This is a genomic window from Pedobacter terrae, from assembly GCF_036946585.1.
GTDB lineage: Bacteria > Bacteroidota > Bacteroidia > Sphingobacteriales > Sphingobacteriaceae > Pedobacter > Pedobacter terrae_C.
Genome location: NZ_JAQIIV010000012.1, coordinates 93,071 through 118,636 on the forward strand (window position 1 = coordinate 93,071; position 25,566 = coordinate 118,636).

General features: G+C 42.3%; 14 protein-coding genes. 3 read left to right on the forward strand and 11 right to left on the reverse strand.

Features of this window, described 5'->3' with window-relative positions:
* Positions 1–3 precede the first annotated feature (3 nt).
* The 7 genes from PGN18_RS15820 to PGN18_RS15850 form a co-directional block, all read right to left on the reverse strand.
* Positions 4–9,570, reverse strand: coding sequence for an MBG domain-containing protein (locus PGN18_RS15820; protein WP_335320557.1), 9,567 nt, complete (start codon positions 9,568–9,570; stop codon positions 4–6).
* Positions 9,571–9,684: 114 nt separating this feature from the next.
* The gene (locus tag PGN18_RS15825) at positions 9,685–10,305 is read right to left on the reverse strand and encodes a phage tail protein (protein ID WP_335320558.1); all 621 of its coding nucleotides are present in this window, start codon (positions 10,303–10,305) and stop codon (positions 9,685–9,687) included.
* 33 nt (positions 10,306–10,338) lie between these two features.
* Entirely contained in the window at positions 10,339–10,956 is a 618-nt protein-coding gene (locus tag PGN18_RS15830) for a phage tail protein (RefSeq protein ID WP_335320559.1), read from the reverse strand.
* Positions 10,957–10,980: 24 nt separating this feature from the next.
* Positions 10,981–11,586: a phage tail protein gene (locus PGN18_RS15835; RefSeq protein ID WP_335320560.1), complete on the reverse strand. Its 606-nt coding sequence runs from the start codon at positions 11,584–11,586 to the stop codon at positions 10,981–10,983.
* Between the two features lie 6 nt (positions 11,587–11,592).
* Positions 11,593–12,531, reverse strand: coding sequence for a formyltransferase family protein (locus PGN18_RS15840; protein WP_335320561.1), 939 nt, complete (start codon positions 12,529–12,531; stop codon positions 11,593–11,595).
* 1 nt (position 12,532) lies between these two features.
* The gene (locus tag PGN18_RS15845; protein ID WP_335320562.1) at positions 12,533–13,657 is read right to left on the reverse strand and encodes an ABC transporter substrate-binding protein; all 1,125 of its coding nucleotides are present in this window, start codon (positions 13,655–13,657) and stop codon (positions 12,533–12,535) included.
* A gap of 9 nt (positions 13,658–13,666) precedes the next feature.
* Positions 13,667–14,383: a Fe2+-dependent dioxygenase gene (locus PGN18_RS15850; protein ID WP_335320564.1), complete on the reverse strand. Its 717-nt coding sequence runs from the start codon at positions 14,381–14,383 to the stop codon at positions 13,667–13,669.
* Between the two features lie 210 nt (positions 14,384–14,593).
* Between PGN18_RS15850 and PGN18_RS15855 the strand changes: the two genes are divergently transcribed.
* From PGN18_RS15855 to PGN18_RS15865, 3 genes are read left to right on the forward strand one after another with little or no spacing between them, the layout of a single operon-like run.
* Positions 14,594–16,297: a carbamoyltransferase family protein gene (locus tag PGN18_RS15855; protein ID WP_335320565.1), complete on the forward strand. Its 1,704-nt coding sequence runs from the start codon at positions 14,594–14,596 to the stop codon at positions 16,295–16,297.
* Complete coding sequence (locus tag PGN18_RS15860; protein WP_335320566.1) at positions 16,281–17,477, forward strand: aspartyl/asparaginyl beta-hydroxylase domain-containing protein; 1,197 nt, start codon at positions 16,281–16,283, stop codon at positions 17,475–17,477. The genes PGN18_RS15855 and PGN18_RS15860 overlap by 17 nt, the downstream gene beginning before the upstream one ends.
* A 2-nt stretch (positions 17,478–17,479) precedes the next feature.
* A complete protein-coding gene (locus tag PGN18_RS15865; protein WP_335320567.1) occupies positions 17,480–18,493 on the forward strand; it encodes a phytanoyl-CoA dioxygenase family protein in 1,014 nt (337 codons plus the stop codon).
* 11 nt (positions 18,494–18,504) lie between these two features.
* Here PGN18_RS15865 and PGN18_RS15870 read toward each other — a convergent pair whose 3' ends face one another.
* The 4 genes from PGN18_RS15870 to PGN18_RS15885 all read right to left on the reverse strand — a co-directional run bounded on the left by PGN18_RS15870 (position 18,505) and on the right by PGN18_RS15885 (position 25,190).
* Complete coding sequence (locus tag PGN18_RS15870) at positions 18,505–19,482, reverse strand: methyltransferase domain-containing protein (protein WP_335320568.1); 978 nt, start codon at positions 19,480–19,482, stop codon at positions 18,505–18,507.
* Positions 19,483–19,579: 97 nt separating this feature from the next.
* Positions 19,580–21,439: a clostripain-related cysteine peptidase gene (locus PGN18_RS15875; RefSeq protein WP_335320569.1), complete on the reverse strand. Its 1,860-nt coding sequence runs from the start codon at positions 21,437–21,439 to the stop codon at positions 19,580–19,582.
* The gene (locus PGN18_RS15880; protein ID WP_335320570.1) at positions 21,439–24,591 is read right to left on the reverse strand and encodes a hypothetical protein; all 3,153 of its coding nucleotides are present in this window, start codon (positions 24,589–24,591) and stop codon (positions 21,439–21,441) included. Before PGN18_RS15880 ends, PGN18_RS15875 begins: the two co-directional genes overlap by 1 nt.
* Before the next feature lie 101 nt (positions 24,592–24,692).
* Entirely contained in the window at positions 24,693–25,190 is a 498-nt protein-coding gene (locus tag PGN18_RS15885) for a hypothetical protein (RefSeq protein ID WP_335320571.1), read from the reverse strand.
* Positions 25,191–25,566 lie beyond the last annotated feature (376 nt).

Genomic DNA, 25,566 nt, shown 5'->3' on the forward strand with positions numbered 1-25,566 from the left:
TTCTTAGCGGTTTCTGATAATCGTGATAAATCCTTTTTGAACCAATTTATTTGGGCCATAAGTAATAATGTAATAATAAGTTCCTTCTGCAAGTTCATTTCCTCCGATAGTTCCATTCCAGCTATTGTCATATGACTTTTTACTGTACATTTCCCTTCCGTTACGGTCGAAAATCCGGACTTCATTACTTGGGTACAGATCAATATTCTGAATAATCCAGGTATCATTTATACCATCACCATTTGGTGTTAAGATATTATTGGCAACCAACTTATAATCTTCATTTACCTTAATGGTGATCGATGCTGAACTATTACAACCACTGGCATTGGTTACCCTTACCGTATAAATTGTAGTTTGCACCGGACGAACACTGAGTGATGCCGTATTTTGTCCACTAATGATACCGCTTGCTGTAGACCAGCTGTAAGCTGTGCCTCCACTAGCTGTTAATACCGCTGTTTCACCTTTGCTAATTTCAGTTCCTTTATTGCTTACTATATTTACCAATGGAATGGCATTAATGGTTAATGTACCATTTACATAAACCAAACTGTAGTTGTTAGCTGCACCACCAGATGCTACCAGTACATAATTACCTGCAACATTTCTGTTGGCAGTAGTGCTTACAATTGGTTTTATACTTAAAGCACTTTCATTATCGCCAGTTTTAAAACCAGTATAAGTGATGCCAAAGGTTGGGAACCCATCTGACTGACACATCACAGCATTATTAGCAGTAACAGTAAGTACTGATTTAGTAATGGTCAGGTTACTACTGATGTAAGCGATTGTGTAATTGCCATTTAGTGCAAGCGTACCCTGGTTAATCGCATAAGTGCCCACGTTTTCGCCTGGTGCCCTGGTCAGGCTTCCGCTGAAACTGTCGCCGGTTGCCAGTGCCGGAGTAAAGGTATAGGTCAAAGCAGGATCGGCATCACCATAAGTTTTGCTTTTAGCTGCTGCTGTTACCGTGATGGTTTTTGCACCGATCGTTAAATCAGCACCAACATAGCTTACTGTATAATTGCTGCTTATTGCAAGCGTACCCTGGTTAATCGCATAAGTGCCCACGTTTTCACCTGGTGTTCTGGTCAGACTTCCGGTGAAGGTATCTGTTCCAACTAATGCCGGAGCAAAGGTATAGGTCAATGCCGGATCGGCATCACCATAGGTTTTGCTCTTAGCTGCAGCTGTTACCGTGATGGCTTTTGCACCTATTGTTAGATCTGCACCTACATAAGTTAAGCTGTAGTTACCATTCAGTGCAAGCGTACCCTGGTTAATCGCATAAGTGCCCACATTTTCACCTGGTGTTCTGGTCAGACTTCCAGTGAAGATATCTGTTCCAACTAATGCCGGAGCAAAGGTATAGGTCAATGCCGGATCGGCATCGCCATAGGTTTTGCTTTTCGCTGCAGCTGTTACCGTGATGGCTTTTGCACCTATTGTTAGATCTGCACCTACATAAGTTAAGCTGTAGTTACCATTCAGTGCAAGCGTACCCTGGTTAATCGCATAAGTGCCCACGTTTTCACCTGGTGTTCTGGTCAGACTTCCAGTGAAGATATCTGTTCCAACTAATGCCGGAGCAAAGGTATAGGTCAATGCCGGATCAGCATCACCATAGGTTTTGCTCTTCGCTGCTGCTGTTACCGTGATGGTTTTTGCACCAATTGTTAGATCAGCACCTACATAAGTTAAACTATAGTTACCATTCAGTGCAAGCGTACCCTGGTTAATCGCATAAGTACCCACATTTTCACCTGGTGTTCTGGTAAGACTTCCAGTGAAGGTATCTGTTCCAACTAATGCCGGAGCAAAGGTATAAGTCAATGCCGGGTCGGCATCTCCATAAGTTTTGCTCTTCGCTGCTGCTGTTACCGTGATGGTTTTTGCACCGATCGTTAAATCAGCACCAACATAAGTTAAACTATAGTTACCATTCAGTGCAAGCGTACCCTGGTTAATTGCATAAGTACCCACGTTTTCACCTGGTGTTCTAGTCAGGTTTCCAGTGAAGGTATCTGTTCCAACTAATGCCGGAGCAAAGGTATAGGTCAACACAGGATCGGCATCACCATAGGTTTTGCTTTTCGCTGCTGCTGTTACCGTGATGGTTTTTGCACCAATGGTTAAATCAGCACCTACATAAGTTAAACTATAGTTACCATTCAGTGCAAGTGTACCCTGGTTAATCGCATAAGTACCCACATTTTCACCTGGTGTTCTAGTCAGGCTTCCAGTGAAGGTATCTGTTCCAGCTAATGCCGGAGCAAAGGTATAGGTCAATGCAGGATCGGCATCACCATAGGTTTTGCTCTTAGCTGCAGCTGTTACCGTGATGGCTTTTGGAGTTATTGTTAAATCAGCACCTACATAAGTTAAACTGTAGTTACCATTCAGTGCAAGCGTACCCTGGTTAATCGCATAAGTGCCCACGTTTTCACCTGGTGTTCTGGTCAGGCTTCCAGTGAAGGTATCTGTTCCAACTAATGCCGGAGCAAAGGTATAGGTCAATGCAGGATCGGCATCGCCGTAGGTTTTGCTTTTCGCTGCAGCCGTTACCGTGATCGCTTTTGCACCAATTGTTAGATCAGCACTTACATAAGTAACGGTATAATTGCTGCTTGGTGCAAGTGTGCCTTGGTTGATCGCATAAGTGCCCACGTTTTCACCTGGTGTTCTGGTCAGGCTTCCAGTGAAACTGTCGCCGGTTACCAGTGCCGGAGCAAACGTATACGTCAAAGCAGGATCGGCATCTCCATATGTTTTGCTCTTCGCTGCCGCTGTTATCGTAATTGCCTTTGCACCGATCGTAAGATCAGCACCAACATAAGTAACGGTATAATTGCTGCTTAGTGCAAGTGTACCCTGGTTGATCGCATAAGTACCCACGTTTTCACCTGGTACTCTGGTCAGGCTTCCGCTGAAACTGTCGCCGGTTGCCAGTGCCGGAGCAAAGGTATAGGTCAAAGCAGGATCGGCATCTCCATAGGTTTTGCTTTTCGCTGCTGCTGTTACCGTGATGGTTTTTGCACCTATTGTTAGATCTGCACCTACATAAGTTAAGTTATAGTTACCATTCAGTTCAAGTGTACCCTGGTTGATCGCATAAGTGCCCACGTTTTCGCCTGGTAGCCTGGTCAAACTTCCGCTGAAACTGTCGCCCGTGGCCAGTGCCGGAGCAAAGGTATAGGTCAATGCCGGATCGGCATCTCCATAGGTTTTGCTCTTCGCTGCTGCTGTTACCGTGATGGTTTTTGCACCAATTGTTAGATCTGCACCTACATAAGTTAAGCTATAGTTACCATTCAGTGCAAGCGTACCCTGGTTAATCGCATAAGTACCCACGTTTTCACCTGGTGTTCTGGTCAGGCTTCCACTGAAACTGTCGCTGGTTACCAGTGCCGGAGCAAAGGTATAGGTCAACGCCGGATCGGCATCTCCATAGGTTTTGCTCTTCGCTGCTGCTGTTACCGTGATGGTTTTTGCACCGATCGTTAAATCAGCACCAACATAAGTTAAATTATAGTTACCATTCAGTGCAAGCGTACCCTGGTTAATTGCATAAGTACCCACGTTTTCACCTGGTGTTCTGGTCAGGCTTCCACTGAAACTGTCGCCGGTTACCAGTGCCGGAGCAAAGGTATAGGTCAACGCAGGATCGGCATCACCGTAGGTTTTGCTCTTCGCTTCAGCTGTTACCGTGATGGTTTTTGCACCGATCGTTAAATCAGCACCAACATAAGTTAAACTGTAGTTACCATTCAGTGCAAGCGTACCCTGGTTAATCGCATAAGTGCCCACGTTTTTACCTGGTGTTCTGGTCAGGTTTCCAGTGAAGGTATCTGTTCCAACTAATGCCGGAGCAAAGGTATAGGTCAACACAGGATCGGCATCACCATAGGTTTTGCTTTTAGCTGCTGCTGTTACCGTGATGGTTTTTGCACCGATCGTTAAATCAGCACCTACATAAGTTAAACTATAGTTACCATTCAGTGCAAGTGTACCCTGGTTAATCGCATAAGTACCCACGTTTTCACCTGGTGTTCTGGTCAGGCTTCCACTGAAACTGTCGCCGGTTACCAGTGCCGGAGCAAAGGTATAGGTCAACGCCGGATCGGCATCTCCGTAGGTTTTGCTCTTCGCTGCTGCTGTTACCGTGATGGTTTTTGCACCGATCGTTAAATCAGCACCTACATAAGTTAAACTATAGTTACCATTCAGTGCAAGTGTACCCTGGTTAATCGCATAAGTACCCACGTTTTCACCTGGTGTTCTGGTCAGGCTTCCACTGAAACTGTCGCCGGTTACCAGTGCCGGAGCAAAGGTATAGGTCAACGCCGGATCGGCATCTCCGTAGGTTTTGCTCTTCGCTGCTGCTGTTACCGTGATGGTTTTTGCACCGATCGTTAAATCAGCACCTACATAAGTTAAACTATAGTTACCATTCAGTGCAAGTGTACCCTGGTTAATCGCATAAGTACCCACGTTTTCACCTGGTGTTCTGGTCAGACTTCCAGTGAAGGTATCTGTTCCAACTAATGCCGGAGCAAAGGTATAGGTCAATGCCGGATCAGCATCACCATAGGTTTTGCTCTTCGCGGCTGCTGTTACCGTGATGGTTTTTGCACCAATGCTCAAGTTCGCAATTACATAAGTAATACTATAGTTACCGTTCAAGGCCAATGTGCCCTGGTTGATTGCATAAGTTCCTACGTTTTCACCTGGTACTCTGGTCAGGCTTCCGCTAAAACTGTCGCCGGTTGCCAGTGCCGGAGCAAAGGTATAGGTCAATGCAGGATCGGCATCACCATAGGTTTTGCTCTTAGCTGCAGCTGTTACCGTGATGGCTTTTGGAGTTATTGTTAAATCTGCACCAACATAAGTTAAACTGTAGTTACCATTCAGTGCAAGCGTACCCTGGTTAATCGCATAAGTATCAATGTTTTCACCTGGTGTTCTGGTCAGGCTTCCGCTGAAACTGTCGCCGGTTACCAGTGCCGGAGCAAACGTATACGTCAAAGCAGGATCGGCATCTCCATAGGTTTTGCTCTTCGCTGCCGCTGTTATCGTAATTGCCTTTGCACCGATCGTAAGATCAGCACCAACATAAGTAACGGTATAATTGCTGCTTGGTGCAAGTGTACCCTGGTTGATCGCATAAGTACCCACGTTTTCACCTGGTACTCTGGTCAGGCTTCCGCTGAAACTGTCGCCGGTGACCAGTGCCGAAGCAAACGTATACGTCAAAGCAGGATCGGCATCTCCATAGGTTTTGCTCTTCGCTGCAGCTGTTACCGTGATCGCTTTTGGAGTTATTGTTAAAGCTGTCGCATTAGATGCAGCTTGTACAAAATCATAATTATTAGCACTTAATCCTGTTCCGGTAATGTCATAAGAACCGACATTTGAATTTGCTAATGCAGAAGTTGACCAGCTAAGCGTACCTGTTGTTGCTGTCGAGATGGTTTCTGAATTTACAAATCCAGTAACCGTTCCTGATAAAGCCGGAACAGCATCACCATAAACTTTCAATAAAGTATTTGCTGTATAAGTTAGCGTCGCTTTAGCAACTGTACTTGATGGGATGCTCACTGTTTGACTGCTTGCATTGCTACTCGTTAACGTTACATTTCCGGTAATATTCGTACCTGCTGGTGCATTTGCTTTTAATCTGACATATATTGTTCCCGAACTTCCGATGGTAACCGAAGAACTATAGCTCACATTATCAGCACTCACCTCAAAATTGCTAGTTGAAAATGGCGTAGCCGTTATCCCTGTAGATAAACCTGTACCAGAAACGGTTACACTGGTTGATGTTGAGGCGGTTCCATAAGTTGTGCTTAAAGCGGATGGAAAGGTCGCAGCTGAAGGAGTAATGGAGGCCTGACTATAATTGAGGCTATAGGTAGCTGAGGCACTATTGCCCGTGTTGTTCGCATCAATGGCCACCCCTGAGGCCAGACTTACGCTAACTGTTCCGTTGCCACCTGGGATGACGGTAAAAGTGTAGGGACCCGCCCCGGAACCAGAAAAGCTGCCCGTAGTTAGTGTTCCACCGCTGATGTTCACATCGCTTCCTGTAAAACTCGTGCCTACACCCTGTGAGAAGCTTACCGAGAATGGTATCGGACTGGTGCTGGTAGTGCTTCCAGATGCGCCTGCACTAGAACTTATCGTGGCCGTTAGCGCTGGAGCGGTGACACTGAACGCTGCAGATGTAAAGATATCATAAGTAGGCACGTTGTTTGGCTGAATTTCACCGATGTACACACCATTAATGAAGGCTCTCAGACGTTGATCCAGACTTGTGTAATTGCGCTGTATGGTATAGAAGCGGATTTGGTAGGTGCCGGTTGGCACCGCCAGATTCTGAGAGATGGCACCATTGTTTCCGGCTGTGCTCTGCAAGAAAGCAACCGCATCGCCATTTGCGGCTATAGAGCCAAAAACGCTGTTGTTACGTGAGACACCGGCCTGTACACCGAAACTCCATGGGCTGGCGACCACGCCCTGTGACTGGTAGAGGTAATTACTTGGCGCTACGTTGTTGGTTTCAAAGCTGCTGTTCAGTATGCCATTTTGGATAGGCGTAACAGAACCGCTGGCGAGAACCTGTAATTGGTCTACAAAAGCGGTAACATCTGAATTGCCCGAAGCACTCCCGGCAGCCTCTATGCGCAATGTCGGGGCAGAGGCAAAGCTTTTAGTAATGGTATATATTTCACCTGAGCTGTAAGGCGCATTGCTGATGCTCGGACTCAGTCCGGTGGAATTGGCCAGATTGAGCCTTATGGTTCCATCGCCATTACCTGTATTAACAGTAACCGTATAGGTGCTGCCGGAGCCAGACACGTTGGTCACCGAGGCACTGGCTAAGCCTGTGGTGGTTAATGAAAAGTTATTGCTGGAAATTCCCGTCACCACACTTGAGAATACCACCCGGTAACTTACCGTGCCAGTAGCTGTAGGTGAAGGTGTTAAGCGGGTGATTGAGGTGACGCTTGCCGTTGGTGCGGCATAGGTAAACTGGTCGCTGGCACTGATCGCACTGGTGCCACCTGTTGTAGTGATGCGGACATCAACTGTACCTGTTCCTGCCGGTGCGGTCGCTGTGATTTGTGTTGCCGAGTTAACGGTGAAGCCAGTAGCCGCCGTAGCGCCAAAGGTCACCGCGGTCGCCCCGCTGAAGTTCGTGCCGGTAATGGTCACACTGGTGCCTCCACCGGTCGGGCCGCTGGTTGGGCTCAAAGCCGTTACCGTTGGTGCGACGACATAAGTAAACTGGTCGTTGGCACTGGTTACACTCGTGCCACCTGTTGTAGTGATGCGGACATCAACGGTACCTGTTCCTGCCGGTGCGGTTGCCATGATCTGTGTGGCCGAATTAACGGTAAAACCTGTGGCCGCCGTAGCGCCAAAGGTCACTGCGGTCGCCCCACTGAAATTAGTTCCGGTAATGGTCACACTCGTGCCTCCACCGGTCGGGCCGCTGGTTGGGCTCAAAGCCGTTACCGTTGGCGCGGCGATATAGGTAAACTGGTCGTTGGCACTGGTCGCACTTGTGCCACCTGTTGTAGTGATGCGGACATCAACTGTACCGGTTCCTGCTGGTGCAGTCGCCGTGATCTGTGTGGCCGAGTTAACGGTGAAGCCTGTAGCCGCCGTAGCGCCAAAGGTCACCGCGGTCGCCCCGCTGAAGTTCGTGCCGGTAATGTTCACACTGGTTCCTCCACTGGTAGGCCCGCTGGTTGGGCTCAAAGCCGTTACCGTTGGCGCGGCGATATAGGTAAACTGGTCGCTCGCACTGGTCGCACTGGTGCCACCTGTTGTAGTGATGCGGACATCAACTGTACCGGTTCCTGCTGGTGCAGTCGCCGTGATCTGTGTGGCCGAGTTAACGGTGAAGCCTGTAGCCGCCGTAGCGCCAAAGGTCACTGCGGTCGTTCCGCTGAAGTTCGTGCCGGTAATGGTCACGCTAGTACCTCCACCGGTCGGGCCGCTGGTTGGGCTCAAAGCCGTTACCGTCGGTACGGCGACTGCCTGTGTATAAGTAATGGAAAACTGACTGGCAGCGGTATTGCCATTGTCTGCGGCATCCTGCGCCACATTAGCGGCAATATTAATGGTCACCGCACCATTAGCTGTTGGTGTTGCATTAAAAGTATAAGTGGTTCCACTTCCCGAAAAACCACTGATTGTGGCATTACCCGGTATGATATCCCCTGCCACAAAGCCTGTTACCGATTCTGAAAAAGTAACCGTAAATGGAATTGGTGAGGTACTTGTCGAACTGCCTGATGCGCCGGCAGTACTGCTGATCATCACCGATGGAGCAACACCATCCACTAGCACATTGGACGTTGGGGCGACATTGTTTAACGTTAATGTTGCATTATTACTTGAAGCATCCGTAATCGTACCTCCGTTTAAACTTAAAGTACCAATGGCAATCCCATCTGTATCCAGATCTCCACTTGCAACTGGATAATTAAATGTTAAAGCCGAGCTACCAGAACCACTAACATAATTAGCATTTTTACCGGTTGAGCCTATAGTAAGTGCTAATTGGGGTGTGCCTGTTACCGTTACATCGCTTGAAAAATTTATGGTAAATGATAGGGTTTGTCCTATCTTATAAGTGGCATTAGAAGGAACTGACACACTGGTTACGGTTGGTGCCTGCACTCCACTCGTTATATTAAATTGTGTTGAGTTATTAACACCGAAGCCTAGCCCGAAGTTAAAAGGATTAGCAGCTGGATTATTTTTCCATTTGCCAGTATCAGTAATATCCGCCAACCAACTGGCCTTTGTTCCGCTCGATATACTTGGCGAATAGCTCATGTTCGGATAACGTGTACTAGTGGAGCTATTCGTCAAAAAGCCGACAGCGTAAACCGTGTTTGCAAGTTCGGAAGGCAATTCGCCGTAAAGAATACTGGTTTTTTGCGTATACCCACTACCCGTAACCCCGTTCGGATCAGTAGACCATCCACCAGAACTATTGGTTGTTCCTGTAGTTCTAACGTTATTAAAGGCAAAAATGAAAGATGGATTACTATCTGCACCCTGATAAATCAACAATTGGTCACCACTGGCATTATTCCATGGTAATGATGTAACTACAGAGTTTGTCCAGCCCGAAATCGATATATCTGCATCAGGAATTGGAGAACCATCTCCCTTAGTTGCAGATATAGTTTTACTTACTGACGAAGCCATATTCAGTTTGAATATAATTACTGTTCCTGCAGTTATGATAGATGATGGTTTCCATTGAATAGTCCCATCTAAAGTAGTACTTGTTGTAAAATTCCCAGGGGAACCGTTAACCCAGCCTCTATCTGTGATATAGATCGTCTCATTAGCCGCAATTGTATTTAAAGCAACTACAGCAAAACTACGTACAGTAGATGAAACATCAACATCGCCGTTCATGCCGATCACCGCAAGATCACCTTTAGATAAAGAAGCCCTAGCATGCATTACGCCAATTAAAAGCAGCGGGATAATTAATAAAAAACGATATATCTTTTTTAAAATGTAAAATTTCCTCATATAACAACTTTTTTTCTAAATCTTCAATACGGGTGTCTTGCAATAACTACAGGGTATAACCGGGATTGAAGGACACCGGTTATACCCAAAAAATGATTTATAGTGGTTTGATTTCTAATCTCTCGCCGGGAATATTCCGTTAATGCAAATCACATAATTAAGCGCCAATCCCGGCTGCCTGTTCTCATGTGCCAAAGTGGAACCTGAGCCCCCGGTGGGTTGAACAGTAAGGCCCGTTAACTGGGGGCCGCTCACACTATTTACCTTTAGCGTACCCTGCCCCATAGCCACAGGTTGATTTGGAGGAATCGGAGTGCTATATAAAGTCTCTGAAACCGCCGCAGGTGCACCCAAAAGATTGCCAGAAGGGCTGGGCTCACCGCTTTGATCTGCAGATGCCTTAATTGCTACACTGGCGGAACCGGTTTGAGTATAAGTTACCGCATGTGTATGCGCAGGAATTTGAGTAGTATCAATCGGAACACCTTCAACTCCTACACTATTGCCAATATTATAGGGTGAAAGCCCTGCTCCCTGCCCTACACCTACAATAGTACGTCCCTGCAAGTCTGGCAGCTTAAATGTGGTTGTTCCATCACCGCCATAGTATGTTCCAATTATTGCATAAAGTGCAGTGTATGTTCGTATAGAAAATGCCTGTCCGGCACAAAAGGCCCATGAATACGGTGCAAAATTCCCGGCAAACATTCTTATTTCGCCTATAGTTCCTTCCATTTTTGATAAAATTTAGTATGAATTAATCAATTATTAATCTCTAGATGGGAATAAACCCTCCACACAAATGACATAGTTTACGCCAAGTACCGGCTGGATGTTGCTATGTGGTAAACTTGCGCCCGTTACGCCTACGGTTACGACAGGTCTAGGTGGTGCCAGATTAGTAATCTGTACAGCCTGGCTATTAAGACTCACCAGATTTGGTGAATTATCCGGATCAGCATAAATACTATCATTTCCAGATGAATCCTGCGCCAGGTAATTACTTTGAGGGCTGGGCAATGTACCATCTACAGCAACACCGTTCAATGAAATATCGACGGCCGCAGCGGTTGTGGTATTTGTTTGCGTAGTTAAATGCGTATGCGTAGGCATTTCAAGTTGAATGAGAGCATGCTTCTCTTCTCCGGTTGTCTGCCCCAAGCTGTAATAACTAAGACCTGGCCCCTGGCCTGCTCCTACCACAATACGACTGGCGATATTTGGCAATTTAAAGGTATTAACCCCATCGCCACCATAGTTGGTGCCAAGTATCGCATAAAGCGCGGTATACATTGAAATAGATAGTGATTGTCCTGTACAAAACATCCAAGTGCGTGGTGCAAAATTACCTGCAAAAGCACGGATTTCGCCGATTGTTCCTTCCATAATTTTTTTCTTAAAGGTTTATAATTAATTTCTTGAGGGGAAAAGGCCTTGTAAACAAATAATATAATTTAATGCGATACTCGGCATAATATTATTATGGGAATTACCACCTCCCACATTGAGCAGGCTTACAGTCGGAGCAGGTATGTTCAAATTGGTTACTTCAACAGATTTTGGACTTAAAGGTGTCAGCGCGCTGCCATCGTTGGTATAACAAGCAACCTGCCCGGTGCCATCCTCACTAACATATGCGTCTGAACCATCCACTTGACTCCCAATATCGGGACTGGCAAAAAATGTCGCAGCTGGAAGACCAGAGGTTGGGGTTACTACGGTTTGGTGCGTGTGGGCCGGTATCTGGCTTACTGTAAGCGTTACCTTTTCTAATCCTACCGGCTGCCCAAGCGTGTAAGTCGATAAACCAGCACCAGTACCCGCACCGATCACGGTTCTGCTACGAAGATCAGGTAATCCGAATGTTGTCCGCCCATCACCACCGTATGTGGTACCTAACAAGGCGAATAACGCCTGGTTAGCGCTTAAATTTAATAGTTGTCCCTGACAAAAAGCCCAGGTTCTGGGCGAAAAGTTACCGGCAAAAATCCGGACTTCAGCTAGTGTTCCTTCCATTGTGTTTTAATTTAGGTTTATAAATTTTTCTCCTGATTGTATGCCCATGTGAAAAAGCTTAGCCCCGGAGAAGTAGCCTTCACGCATATGTACAGTGTTGATCTTTAAAAAACGATTTTCTATGCATGCTACAATCAATCCATAAAGGGCATCGGCGTAAACTATAGTACCTGGCTCGGGTTTAAACTCACCCTGCAATTGGATTTCAGCCGGTGAAACTTCCAGTATACGTAATTCGGTATTTTTAATGCAAGCCGTTGCTCCGTCATATTTAGGGTTCGCAGCATTTACGAGCCATTCTATCTCATCTGCAGACTGTAGCTGCCAATTGATAGCCAAATCGTTATTATTGGGTTTCTTATCAAAAAGTGCGGCAACCTCATTACTTCTATCAAGAGCAGGGGGTGATCCGGTTTCATTTAGCAGCTGAGGTATTGCTTCAATAGCCACAAACCCCAGGCGCTGGCAAAGCAGCCCGTAATTTTCACCTTTTATAATGGGTAGTTGCTTTGTGCATAAAACAGGACCTGCATCGACATCCGCCGTCATTTGATGGATGGTTAGCATTGCAACAGCTTCCTTATTTTTAAGTTGCCAGAATATGGGGTCGGCACCCCGGTATTTTGGCAGTTCACCAAAGTGAAAGTTGATAAACCCTCTCGGTACGGTTTGCAAAAGGTGTTCAGGTATCAGCCAGGGAAAGCCAAATATCCAAACGGCATCTGAACCAGTTGCTGCCAGCCATTGCTTTATCTGATGCTGCCATGTGGCTTTATTTAACCGCAGTACATTTTCTTTGGCTATTCCAATAGCCAATAAAGGCCCGAGTAATAACTTTTCACTCCGTTCAAGAATAGCGACAGTGTCTAAAAGCCCTTGGGCATACAGCGCTTGAATGACGGGAAAGGCCAGCGAATCTGAATTGCAAATAACTGTTATCTTCATATTAGATACCTAGATAAGGGTTCATCCAGCACGATGCAGACTGTTTATTTACCCGCAGCACATCTGCATGTTCAGTATCAATCGTTTCTAATTCAGCCACCAGTTGCCGCGATACTTCACCTGTAACACCATTAAATGTATTTTTAACTAAATAGACCCTGCTTTGCACTGCATTTGAACGGGGTGCAACTTCAATCCTGCCCCGTTCTGTTTCAATTGCCGCTTCTGCAATAGCTTTTTGTAATGATTTTCCGCTCAGGCCTTTAACTGCCTGCGCAATTAACAAACCTGTTTCAAAGCCGAATTGCGTAAATGGGTTTGCCATCATCTTACTTGCCTCATCAAGCTGCTCTTGTTTTAGTGCCCTGTTTAAAGAAAGTGTAGTATAAACTTCAACTGGCTCGGCTGCACTAAATGGCTCAAGCAAAAAAGGCAAGCCAAGCAGTGGGGTGGTTTTATGCAGACCCTGCTCCACATATTGTGTTAAGAACATCTCAGCCTCTTTTCCGCAAAAAGTAGCCAGAATAAAATCAGGTTTATATTGATGTATATGCTCAAATACAGCGGCAATATCGCCTGTTTCTTTAGGGTTTGGTGTAGGTGCAATAGCAAATGGCATACTTACGCCACTTGCTGCCGATTCCATACCAGCACTCAACATGCTCTGAAATGAATAGCCACAGTCGTACAAACCAGAAACATACATTCCTTTTTTGCCAAAATTCTTCACTCCCCATTGACCAACAGACCACAATTGCTGCCAGGTATGGATAGAATTAAGAAACATGTAATCGTTAAATTTTTCAGGATCAGGTAAGTGTTCACCTATATTATTGATGATGAAGGGCCGTTTAACATTTGCGATCTTCTCCGAAAGATCTACACCTACTTTGTTGGAAACGATACCTGTAATTATATCGGCATCGTCAAAACCAACCAGTTTGGTAATTGCATTCTCAGCCAATTCTCGCGATCCCTGGCCGATAAATTCTGGTACAATCTCCAGTTCAACCTCCTGACTTAGCTCTTTTAGACCATTTTTTAAACCTGCGCTAAAGTGCTTAGCCATAGGCAGTATACTTGAGTTGGGAAGCAAAACGCCTACCGTTATTTTTTCAGTTTCCATTCATTTTAATTAGTTTGCCCACATCCGCAACAGGTTACTATAATGCTGTTGCAATAAAAGATATTCATCCTCAGCCAATGCTTGGCTACGGAGATTTTCAGTAATCTGGAAAATTTCAAATAACATTTTTCGGTGTACAGTTTCTTTAACCAGTGATTGTACCCAGCTTACTGCAACGTTCCGTTCGCCACGCGTAACTTCTCTTACGCGATGAACCTGAGTACAGGGGTAACAGATAGCATCACCCCTATTTAGCTTATACAAAACATTTCCATTCCCGGTCTGGAGTTCTAACTCTCCCCCATCATATTCTTCCGGATCATTCAAAAAAATGGTTAGGGCCACATCAGTGCGGATCATATTACCCATAACCGGGCTATCCACGTGCCAGCCATAATGCATACCAGACTTATAATTACTAATGATAAAAGGATGAATGCTTTGTGGTAGTACGGCGTTTCTGAATAAATGGTTGCGGTTAAGAGCAGCTAAAATCATTTGTTGAATAGCAGCATGCTCCTGGGTTTGATGATTAAGCTGCAAGTTAATTTTTGCCTCTTTTGCAGCGTTTTGTGCCGTTAATTTACCGTCGTCAAATACTCCGGATCTGAGAAGAAATTGAATGTCTTTTAATTCATTATCACTAAGCAAAGAGGAAATACATATATATGTACCATTTAAAATACATGTATGCTCTATATTAGTATTTATAGATTGAGAGTTCATTAATAAGATATATTTGGTTAGATTAATGTAAATCTATTAATATTTTTTATATTTTGCATTATAACAGTAAAAATAATTTGACACACATAAATATATACCCACTAAATATAAGTCTACTTTAACAGACAAATTATTTTAGCACTTAAAATCATTTAAATTCTTTTATATGCCTAGGCTGAAATTTCTCTCAAATACTTATAAAAAGCACTAATGGACACCTATATTCTGGGAACAGGCTTATCACACGATGGATCGACAGTTTTGCTAAAAAATGGTAGAATAATAGTTGCTATTGAAAAAGAGCGGCTTAGCAGGATCAAGCATGATGGAGGTAACGATTTTGATACTGTTCGATATTGCCTTGATTTTGCTGGGATCAGCGCAAGCGATTTAACACTAATTGTGCAGGCTTCAAATTTTGAAAGCAACATTTTACCACACCAATATGCCGGGCGCAGATACTTCGATGAACATATTGAAATACCTGTGATCACCCTATCTCACCACTTGGCTCATGCCTGGAGTGCAATAGGCATGTCGCCCTTTAAGGAATGTAATGTCATAATTATCGATGGAGCTGGTAGTCCTTATCACCATTGTATTGATCTCAAGGATACAATGGTTACTCCAAAAACATTTGGTCATGATATGTATTGTGAAAAAGACAGTTTTTATTATTTCGATGGAAAAGACCTGACTCCGTTATTTAAAGATTTTTCGGAGGTTAAGTTATTTCAGGACAATTCCTCTTTAAAACTGCCAACTAATTATCATTCCATTGGGGGACTTTATCATGCAGCTAGTCAATACTGCTTTGGTAACCTGAGCGATGTTGGAAAATTAATGGGTTTGGCACCCTATGGTGTTTTGAACGGGAAACCGCCACTATTTAAATTGAATAATGGAACCGTCGAAGTAATTTACAAAAATGTCGATCTGTATTTCAACAAACCTTCGTCAGGATACGATACTTTTAAGAATGATTTTATGCATTATGCCGACATGGCCCGCTGGGTACAGGATGAAACGGAAAAGGCAATTATTTATCTCTTTCAGGAACGGTCTAAACTTCACCCACACACCAACTTTGCCTATGCCGGTGGAGTAGCCTTAAATGCTGTTGCCAATTATAAACTACGCAGTCTGGGCATTGTAAAAAACTTGTATACACAACCGGCAGCTGGAGATAACGGAATTGCCATTGGCTGCGCCTATTATGGCTGGCATAAGATTTTAAGCCAGCCGAAAACAAGTGTACCTGATCATGTTTTTTTCGGGCGTAATTATCCTAATGATGACGTGGAAAAAGCCATTCTTGATGCTGGGCTTATTCGTAACACAGCATTCTCCATCAAACAAACACCTGATTTTGTAGCGCTTACCGCCGCCGAACTTGCCCGAGGCAAAGTGGTAGGCTGGTTTCAGGGAGGAGCCGAATTCGGACCAAGAGCGTTGGGCCATCGGAGCATATTGGCCGATCCGCGCATTAAAGGCATAAAAAATCACATTAACAGTAAGATAAAATTCAGGGAAGATTTCAGACCTTTTGCCCCATCGGTAAGAATCGATGATGTACAAAAATATTTTATCCATGGATGGGAAAGCCCATATATGATATTGATTGATGAAATTAAGCCGGAATGGAAAAATCAGCTTGAAGGCATTGTTCATCAAGACGGCACCTGCCGGGTACAAACGGTAACAAGCGTTTTCAATCCTGATTTTTATAAGCTCATTGGCCATTTTGAAGCTCAAACGGGTATTGGCGTTTTATTAAATACATCGCTCAACCGTAAAGGGATGCCTATAGTGGAAACACCGGCAGAAGCGCTATCTCTTTTTTTATCAGGTGCAATAGATGTATTGGTATTAAATAATTTCATAATTTGTAAACATCATGATCTGCTTCTCTAAATTAAACCTCAACGTCAACATTCAATCGCTCCAAAAGGAATTGAATGATTTATTAACTAACAACACATGGATGCCACATTACAGCACTGCAGATTATGTAGGTAACTGGCACGTATTGCCTTTGCGTACACCTGGAGGAAAGGCTGATAATCCTTTTGCCGATCTTTTTAGCCAAGATGATTTTGAAGATACCATACTGTTAAATAAACTGTCAGAAACTACTCGTTTTTTAGCAGAACTGGAGTGCGAAAAACTTTCCGTTCGCTTGTTGAATCTTCACAAAGGATCGGTTATTAAGGCACATAGAGACCTCGAACTGTCTTTTGAGCATGGAGAAGCACGTTTGCACGTTCCTATATTCACTAATCCGCAAGTTGAATTTTATGTGGATAAAGACCGCATTTTGATGAACGAAGGAGACTGTTGGTATATTAATGCCAATATAAAACACCAGGTAGCCAATCGCGGTACAAGAGACCGGATACACCTGGTTATTGACTGCAAGGTAAACGACTGGCTTGCCAAACAGATTACTATCGGCACAAAAAAAACAGTATTTATAAAAAAGGATCCTGAAACCGCCCAACAGGTAATTAAAAGCTTGAGAAAGGCAAACACATCTACTACAAACGATCTGGCTGATGAAATGGAAAAAGAGTTATACACCAATCAATTAACGGCTAAACTACTTAATTTTATTTCTGAAATCGGATTAGAATACCAATTGGAGAAAATTATAGAAGAAACGTTTTTACCCGGGCTCAAACTTAGCGGCGGCACTTTAATTATTGATACCGAAAAGCTATTGTATCCAGGGGATATCTTACACGAGGCTGGTCATTTGGCCTGTATGCCAGCTGAAATACGCATGGAGATGAGCGATTCGCTACCGAACGATGACCTCAACAATGGTGGCGAAATGATGGCTATTGCCTGGTCGTACGCCGCATGTGTAAATTTGGATATTGATCCCCGTATCGTTTTCCATGATAACGGGTATAAAGGTGGAGGCCAGAATCTTGTGGATAACTTTAAGAACGGCAATTTTTTTGGTGTGCCTTTGTTACAGTGGAATGGAATGACTTATCCTCCAGGACAGGAAAACAACCTATCTTTTCCACAAATGATCCACTGGACCTGTAAACAAAACATGTATATTAACCATACAGCAGAAGAATAAAGATGACATCAGCTTTTACTTTACCACCATCAACAGAAACCAGTGCTTCAGGCCTTATGCATCTAAAGCGGTTTTGGAGAAAGATGATGTTCAGAAGATCAGGTCAATTTGATGAAGAACAGTGGGAAAACGAATGGCAACTGGATAAAACCTTGTTAAGCGTATTGGGGCTTGGCCTCGAACAAACACTCACCTATGTTTTTCAGTATGCTCCTACATTTGAAGAGTTTGAACAATGGATTGTGAATACCGCTGGTGTTCCTACAAGCGAACAGGTTAATAAATTCAATAACATGTTTGACGAAATGCCAGATATTCTCAAACCCGTACCATCAGTCCTAAGTGCTGAAGAACTTACCTTTTGGGCAGAAAATGGCTATCTGATTCTTAAAAATGCCGTTCCGAAGGATGATTGCCAAAGCACTGTTGATGTGATATGTGACTTTCTGAACGTCAAACTTGATGACCCTGACACCTGGTATGGTGACCATACTTCTCGACGGGGTATTATGGTACAGCTTTTTCAACACCCCTTACTACAAAAAAACAGACAAACAAAGCGCATCAGGATGGCTTATGAACAACTATGGCAACGTACCGATATCTGGGTAACTACTGATCGCGTAGGTTTTAATCCTCCAGAAACAGAAAAATGGAAATTTCCTGGTCCAGATCTACATTGGGATTGCAGCCTGGAATTACCTATTCCATTTAACCTACAAGGCTTACTATATCTTGCTGATACAGCGCCAAATCAGGGTGCTTTTACTTTAGTTCCGGGATTTCATCATCGTATTTCGGCATGGCTGAACTCACTTCCTGAGGGTACCAATCCAAGAAGAGAGGACCTGCATGCACTGGGCAGTTTACCTATTGCGGCACAGGCGGGCGATTTTATTATCTGGCACCAGGCTTTGCCACATGGAAGCCGCCCAAACACTTCGTCAAAACCAAGATTTGTACAATATATCAACTATCAGCCTTCAGATTTATCACAGAAAAAAAATTGGCTATAATTGTATAGTTTTTAATATATATAAGTATAGCCAGGATTATCAGACATTACGTATTCAAATGTCACGCTCTTACCCTCTTGTTGATTTTCTAATTTACAAACGGCTAATGGCATTGTTAAGCTGCAATTGTAGGCAGTTAGCACCTCTTCGCCAAATACAGTTATTTCTGTAAATAAATCAAGCTGGTTATGGGTTTCAGAGGCAGGCACCTGTACAACCACTGGCTGAGGAAGCTTAAACTGACGGCTGGCACGATATAACAATCCTGATTTTATCCTTTTAGGTTGATAATCAGGTATTGTAAAATGGCGATATTCTTCTTCCCACTGTGTTAATACCGCCTCAACAGAAATATTTTCTGGAATAAATATAGCTTCTTGATGCATTTGTGGGGTTAAATTATTCATAATTGCCAATTGAGGTTCCTTCCGTAAAGCATTTAACATGGTTTCTGAAATTACCATATCGATACGCATGCTGTGAGGAAATTTATAAATAGTCGCATCGGCGCAAACATAGTCAATCACATAGTCTGACAGACCCAGTTGCTCATACAAGGCTTTTACAGCATTCAGCGAATCAGGATTGATATCCATTAAAATAAAATTGATTTTTGTCGCGTTAAATCTGGACGTTAAGGGCGTAAGCAATGTGGCATAAGGACCACAGCCTGCATATAATATATTTATGGTATGTCCCGGCATGGTGTTTAATAAATGTCCAATCGCTTGATTAATGCCCCTGATAAATCTTCGTGTTCGTTCCAGTTCTCTAAGACAATGCGCAGCTTTAATAGTTGAAACGGCTATACCACCTGGCAGATAAATATCTTCATCAGTAATGTCACCAGCATGTACTCCGGTTACGCCAGCAAAAAGCAGGTGGAGTTGGTCAATTGCATTTTTAATATGCAGATAGTTTTCTTCAAAAAGCAAGGTATGGGTAGCCGCCGAAAGGATTTCCTTGTATTGTTGAGGCGTTAATTTCATATGTTTTATTTTATATCTAATGCTGAAAAGTTAATGCTAAAGTTAGGTCAGATTGACCATCCAGTTATTAATTAGTAACTATATCTTAATGTATCTTTTAATTGATTTTATAATCTTCAAATTTGGTATAGTGTTTATTTCCATAGAAATCCAGCATACAAAATCCTACCTGATAATTTCCTTTTGGCATAGCTAAAAGTTTAATATCCAAAGCTGAAGGATCAGTAATGATCAGTTTACCCAATTCGATACTCTTCGATTCATTCATGACATTCTGACCTAGAAAAACAACTTCGTCATGTACCTGAAGGCTCTTAATTTTATCGGTAACCCCATCAGCAGAAATCTCCCGGAATCCGATTACCTTCGCCAGATTTTCCCCATCCACAGTAAAATACTTCACCATCAGTTCGGCTTGTTTTCCATTCCAAAGCACAGGTACATTATAGGATATACCCGTTTGATTGGAAAGTCCCATAAATACACAAACATGGATATCGTTGATACTGATCCACCTGGCATCCCACTTTTGATTCCCACCATACAAGGTGATATACCCACTGTCGTCTACATTCGTATCGTAGGCATCCAAGCCGTATGACACCAACGTACTGTCGTCTGTTAATCTTCTAATATTTAAGTAAATCTTATTGGTGTTAACTAACATCGTTGCATTTAGCTTTCTTCCCGAATCTTTAACAAAAATGCTATCAGCGTCTTCGCCAATCAATTCAGCTACATATGTTTCAATAAATTTTTTAAATTCTATGTTGAATGGCGTCAGCAGATAATCCGCTAATTGACTTGCTGTTTTTCTGTTGTAATAGGGGAAATATACCGAAAGCCCCGAAATGTCGTCCTGATCCAAATTTTTTGAATAAATATTGAATAAAACTGCATCTCGCAATTTCCCTTTGAAATCGATAAATAATGTGTCTGTACTTTTAGTCGCGGTCTTAAAAAAGCTCAAAATATCAATCATGTCTTCAGCCACGAAGGAAAAAGAAGGCAGCCCGAATGATTTGGATTTAGCCCTGTAGTTGGATTTCTGTCTAAAAGCTTGTTTAGCTGAATATGTTGAGTTTAAATTTGCAGAAATGTTACTGATCAATTTTCCTACACTTGTGTTCAACGCATTTATTTTATTCAGCGCGATTACGGATAACGTTGCTTGCAGATAAGGTTGAGAAGAATAAGCATCAATATACGATATTGCAATCCCTTCTAACAGATCAGTTGTTTTAAGGTTTGGATTAGTAGATAAGGAGTTGATAATATACTGATAATTCCATCCGTTGCCAGGTTCTAGTTCCTGAGAGGCTACCATATAATCGGTATAGGGTGCCAATACAGTGGCGGTTTCAATGGTGGCCATTAAACAGGCATCAAAACCTATAAAATCCAGGCTTAAATCATTTTGACTACCTTTCAAATCAGCAAAAGCCTCTCCCATTTCAACTAGCGAGAGCGAGCTATCTTCAGGAAATACCTCATCATAACCAAAACCATGTACACTGCCTCTCCCATGATTCCAAAAAATTAGTCCATATCTTTCTGCCGGGAAGTTCTTTTTGTTAAAAGAAATAAAATCAACCAAGGTTGATGGATTTCCTATACTTTTGTTTGCTGTTACTTTTACTTTTTCAAAACCATCCTTAGTCACTTTACTATAGGTCAGGCTATCGCTGGAAATCGGCGTAGAAAGATGCCATTTTTTAGTTCCGCCATGCAGAATAACCGTTGCAAAATTATCATCCGTGTTTTTATAGCAATGGATAATTTCATTAACGTCTTCAGTAGCCAACTGATGCTCGCTCTCCAAATCTGATCCATTCATGTAAATTAGCAGTACAAAACTACGTTTAGGCTCCAAGTTTTGGGCATTGCTGATACTGCCGCAACTTAATAGTCCGACCAGTATGAGCAGTAAATAAATATTTTTTCGGAGGAAGTCCATTATCTTCTCGGGTTAACTTGTGGAGGATTTCTAAATTGATAAATGGCTGCAGCCACAGCATCTTTAAATTTATCACCATAATCATTCGCATTATCTGGGAATGTTTTTTTTAACAATTCCGACAGTCCGTCTGCATAATTCTCATTGGCCTGATCAATGTCGAAATCATTAGTGGCCTTAAATGATCTTTTAACTTCATTATTTTCTTCGATAACACGCTCCACTCTTGAATACAAAGAACGCTTTTCACCCCGCAAACTTCTCGCAACAATTTTCTGATTATTTATACTCCTAACAAGGTCCAACAGATCAGTCATCTGCTGGTCCAATGCAGAATTGGCGCCCCTAACCTGACTATCCCGTACCACTGTAATTACCTCGTCCAATGAATTTACAAACTCATCATCAAAGGCTTCCACACATTGGCGCTGTATCACTTCGTTTTTGAGTTTCACTTCTTCTATTTCGCAAATGTTTTGTTGCCACTTATCGGGTTGTTTTTCATATTCAACCAGGTATCTTTTATTCGATTCGATCAGGAAATCATCTATCATTTCATGAAATTCCAGCAAGTCGTAATAGTCTTTTTTATTTTGTGCAATACTTTGTAACTTAGGCGTTAGTGAATTATAATCCGTTTCTGAACTTAGCGTTCTAAAAATGCCGTTATTGATATTTGAGGTTACCTCATTCGTTTTAGCAGATAGTTTATCCTTTACAAAACCTGTAATTAAAGCACCGATATCACTCATAGCTTTATCAATATCCAACGAACCTTTTAACATGATATCATTACCAAAAACAGTCAATTCAAGTTCAGCTTCTATCTTTTTGGCATCCGAGCTAAATTCCATACCCAATACAAAAGATTTGATCCAAAGTAACTTTGTGATGGCGCCTAAGATATTGGCTACCGCCTCTAGTGCACCTGATGCAACCTTGCCTCCAAGAGTTAAGGCTGCCTTCGCTATTTCCAAAGCGCCGTAGGCTATGCCAATAGCCACATTCACTCCCACCTTTAAGGTTTCGTAAAATAAAATCTGTGCTGAACAATAAATTTTTTCATCCACTCGCCACCAGGAAGCAGCTGCTCTTCTACCAATATAATCCCCGATGTAATTGTTATATTCATTGATCGTGTTGTTCAGATTTAAAATTTGCTGTTGAGCTTCAGTCAATTTCCGGTTCGCATTTTCTATAGAGTTTTGAACGCTCCTGGCTGCGTCTCGAACTGCGTTCTGAGCTTCTTCCAAAAGTTTGATAAATCCACTGGTATCGAAAACCAAACGGGCATTAAATCCACTGCTCGAAAAATCTGCGTAATTTCCATCTAAATGGAATAAGATTTTAAAGCCAACATACTGCAATTCAAGATCAATGTATACCTTTCTATCTTTAAGTAGAATTAATGCATCTAACTGAAAGATATTTAAGATATTAACATAAGCGTTTAAATAGAATTCAAGTTTTTTAGAGGCCCGGTTAATGTTCAGATACAGCACGGGGCCTTGGGCATCTGCCTTGACTAAAGCACCAGCCAAACCTCCTCTAACAGGCTCGATAGGCATTGCCTTTCGGGATCTTGTTAATTCAAATATTCCCTTGATCTCAATTCTTGAAATTTCGATCAATGCCAAAATAGCGTTACCAGGCTCAATAAGAAAAAGTGCTCTAGCCTTTACATTAAAGATTTCGATGCTACCACACAGAAAAAAACCAACATTCATCTGATAGTTTCCAATTGTAGTAGGCTGAGTGCATATAAACAGCTGGCAGTTTAGAGAAATGACTCCAGACGAATCGACCCGGTAATGGCGCATGGTTGAAGTATCGGTAACGATGGATTGGTGGCTGTTTCCCAAATCAGAAACCTGAAGGTTTTCTACAGCAGGTATAGCGAGTTCAGTTGGCAGGCTAGCATTAAAATTCTTCAAGATCTCCACCTTGTGAGCCTCATCCGGATGAGACGTATATTGCCATTGTGGCATTTTAGCATTATTGATTTCAAAATCCGCTAAAGCAATCACATCAAGGAATTCTATCCCTGGAAAATCAACTTCTACGATGTCTACAATAATATCTTTTAGGGAAATCCTCCCTTTAGTAGAGGTAATGGCGGCCGTAATCAATCCGATATTAGCCTGACTGATAATAAAACCAGCAAAAATAGAAATACTATTGGTTGTTACCCGACCAGTCATACCAAAAGTAACTCCTGTTGCTCCAACGCCAATCATCAAGCTTAAATCGCTCAGGCTGATCCTGGTGTTTATTGGTATTCTATAGTTTGAAGAAGCAGATAAGCTAAATGAAGAAACGGAAAGGTTTCCGGCAAGAACAAAGGTTAACACATCTTCTTTTAAGGGGAAACTGAGCTTTCCTCCTGCCTCTAAGTAGAAACCATTATCGTTTTTAATCCCAAAATATAAATTTTCAATTTCATAACCATCTTTTTTAATATTTGTACTGACAAGCCTCGCCTCAAATTTTGTGGTGTTCAGCGCCGCTCCTATTATCAGGTCAATATGATCCAAACCAATTAATTGATAAAGCCCCTTGCCAAATGCACTATCACTGTTTTTCAAATCAAATAATGAATTGGCAACGATTTGGTGGTTACCAAAGCGATCTGAAAGGACCATTTCAGGAAAATGATCTGATGCCGTTCGCTTCAAATATTGGTAAATGGCAAGAGAGGTTTTGTTTCTAGCGATTAGTGCTACTTTTTTTATAGCAAAAAAAGTCATAGTGTCGCAGATAAACTGTTCCAATACATTTCCTCCCTGAAAAAAATCGGTATCTATACTTAAAGCCAACTGTTTAGCATCAGCCAGCACAACCACGTTGGCATAAATTGAAGCTTTATGATGTGATGTAATCTTATTATACTGGATTACTACAGACCATACACCGGCAGATTTCAGCACCTGTGCTTTAAAACTTCCAGGCAAGTTATTAAAAAGCGTAAACTGACCAGACAGTCCATCAATACCTAATTCATCGTTATTTAATAAATCTTTGATTTTAGCACGACGGGTATCGAGTTCTCCAAAAATCAATTTTTCATTGTTATTTACAATAATGGTTACTGATGCATCTAACTCAAAAATCGTCCCGGTAGCCGAAAAAGCGATATTGGCGTGGTTATTCATTAGAATCAAAAATTATGCGCTGGCGGCTATACTTAGCAGAAAATAGCTAAACTTAGATGGTACCTATCTCTTAATAATTTACCTATCGTATGAGCTCATTATTATGCTTCAATTATTTTTTTTTCAGGTGCATCAAGTTTCTTAACTAAATTTTCAATAGTATCTAAATTCAGCTGCTGTAATATTTTATTTCGATCGGTATTCCAGATTTTAAAGGTCAATTTCTCAACTTTTACAAATCCTAAATCAGGAACGGCATCTCCACAATCTACCTCAATGGCAAAAGCATATTCCTTAACCTCGCCTTGCACATAAATATAAGCGGTTTTTAAGCTAAACTTAAGATTTTCTACTTTAAATTTACTTTTCGTCTTGTCATCAGAACTTAATGCCTTAAGATCATTTTCTATCTTTCCTGTATCTATACTATCTTTAAAGGCTTCTTTTAAATCATTTATCATTTCGCCCAATGTTGCACTACCTACCTCATCTAAGTTTGTCGGTACTAAAAGAAAAGAAGACGCCTGTCCTTTTTTTTCATAAACTGCTATTAAATTGGTTTTAAGTAATTGGAACTGTACGCCCAATTGAAGACTCATGTTGCTCATTTTTTTGAATTCTTATTTTCCCTACTCCTTTGGCTTTTCGGATGATGCCCCGTTTGCGTAGTGGTCTCTGGTCTCCACTTTAATTCTTATGATTATTTAGCAGACTTTGTAGATTATTTAAGCCCTTAGATCAACCATTAGTGTTTCAAACAATTTAGTTGAACGATAAAGGCAAAGAGATGAACCTATGAAAGTAGGCTTATTTGGTTTGTCTATGGTTAACCGTTCCAAAGTCAGCAATGGTATCATTGTGTTATGCATATCAACTATATTATGGTCATTAAATCCATTTTTAGGCACAAAAAATAATAGCCATTATTTATAGCTAATAATCGATTGGCTTTGGGGCAATACAGCTGCAACGAGA